Here is a 1831-nt window from a genome sequence, read left to right on the forward strand (position 1 = left end):
GTGATGATGAGGAGCACCGCGACGACCGTCGCCGTGGCGGCCAGCAGCCGGAAGTCCGCGCCCTCGAAGGCGGCAGCGGTGTCCGCGGCGAAGGCGGGCCCGCCGGTGAGCTGCGCCTCCAGACCGGGGTCGAGGCCGTCGGCGACGGCGTCGCGCATCTCGCGGACGAGCTCGCTGCCCTGCTCGTTGGAGATCGACTCGGCCTCGACCGGCACCAGCAACAGCGCGGCGGCGCCGTCCTCGGAGGGGATCGGTCCCTGGGGCGCGGCGCCGACGACCTCAGCCATCCGCTCACCCGCCCCCACGGCCGCGGCGATCCCCTGCGGGCCCAGCTCGCCACCGTCCTGCCTGGTGACCACCAGTACCGCCGGCACCGACCCCGCGTCGGGGAATTCCTGCTGGATCTGGGAGACGAGGGCGGCTTCGGAGGTGTCCGGCAACGTCTGGGGTGCCTCGGACGCGCCCTCGGAGGACGCGAGCGCGAAGACGGCGCCGGACACGAGCAGGACCGCCGCGAGGATCAGCCAGGCGGTGAGCTTCCCCGTGAGCACGCCGACCCAGCCTCCGGTGGACGCGTCACTGTCCGTCGCGGTGCTCCCGGTTGTCATCGTCTCCCTCGCCCTCACGCGTTGTATTCGGAGAGGAACGCCTCGAGGATGGCGTTGACCTCGTCGGGCCGTTCCATGGTCGGCGAGTGACCCGCACCGGGGATCTCGTGGAAGCTCGTGGTGGCGATGAGCTCGGCGATCCGGCGCGACTTGTCCGGCGGTGTGGCCGCGTCCTCCGCACCCACCACGACCAGCGTCGGAGCGATGATCCGGATGGCCTCGTCCTCGCACGGATCCCGGTCCGCGACCGACTCGATGGCCTTGACCAGACCGGCGCGGTCGGTGCGCTCGAGCATCGCCATCCACTCCTCGACCCAGGGTGCCGAGAGGTTGCGGTCGGCGAGCATGATCGGCGCCACACGGGACCGGAGCGGCTTCATCCCGGCGACGCGGTACACCTTGGACAGGGTCTTGTACTTGCTGCGGTTGGCCGGCTCCTCCGCGGTGGCGGCGGAGTCGAGCAGGGTGAGGGAGTGCACGATCTCGGGGTTGCGGGCCGCGAGCCGTATCCCGACGAAGCCGCCCATGGACAGGCCGACGAAGTTCACCACGGGGATCTGCAGGTGCCGCAGGAGTTCGCTGACGTCCACCGTCAGCGTGTCCATGTCGTACCCACCGAGCGCGCGGGGCGAGTCGCCCTGCCCACGGAAGTCGATGGTCACGCACCGGTACCTGTCCCGCAGGTGGGCGATCTGGTGCTGGAACATCCACCCGGAGAAGAGCAGACCGTGGGCGAAGAACACCACGGGAGCGTCCTCACGACCGGCGGGCACGCCGGTGTCGGTGTAGGCGATGGTCGTGTGACCGCGCTGGAATGTGGGCATCGGGGCTCTCCTGACAGTCGGACGGCCGCCGTGTCCGGCCGCCACAGTCGTACGATACGGCGACCGGCGCCACCCTTCGGTCACCTCGAGGGGATCGGAAGCCGGGTCACCGCAGCGTGATCAGACCCCGCGGGTCCTCCGGCCCGGCGGCCCGCTCCAGGTGCTGGTGCTCGTTGACCGCGATGCAGGTCATCCCGCCGCGACCCACCACGACGCGGGCCACTCCCGTGTTGACGGTCACGCGTTGCAGGCGGGTCCACAACCCCACCACGCCCTCCGGGTCGGCCAACAGGCCCGCGACCGCCAACGAGATGGTTCCGGCCGAGCTCACCACCACCGTCGTGCGCCCGGACCCGGACCGCGCCGCCGCGTCCGCGATCGCCGCGTCCGCGGCCGCCC

Annotated in this window: 2 protein-coding genes and 1 pseudogene; all 3 read right to left on the reverse strand. The window is 71.7% G+C overall.

The window, feature by feature from the left end; genetic code table 11:
• Positions 1-608: MMPL family transporter (locus G6021_RS17405; protein ID WP_241736551.1), on the reverse strand; the 608-nt coding region annotated here is incomplete at its 3' end.
• 14 nt (positions 609-622) lie between these two features.
• Positions 623-1432 carry an alpha/beta fold hydrolase gene (locus G6021_RS13015; protein ID WP_179523652.1) on the reverse strand — a complete coding sequence of 270 codons (810 nt, stop codon included), beginning with the start codon at positions 1430-1432 and terminating at the stop codon, positions 623-625.
• Between the two features lie 106 nt (positions 1433-1538).
• Positions 1539-1831 (reverse strand): annotated as a pseudogene (locus G6021_RS13020) (phosphoglycerate mutase); the annotation flags it as partial.

It is taken from the genome of Dietzia sp. CW19 (genome assembly GCF_014145265.1).
GTDB classification, from domain to species: Bacteria; Actinomycetota; Actinomycetes; order Mycobacteriales; family Mycobacteriaceae; genus Dietzia; species Dietzia natronolimnaea.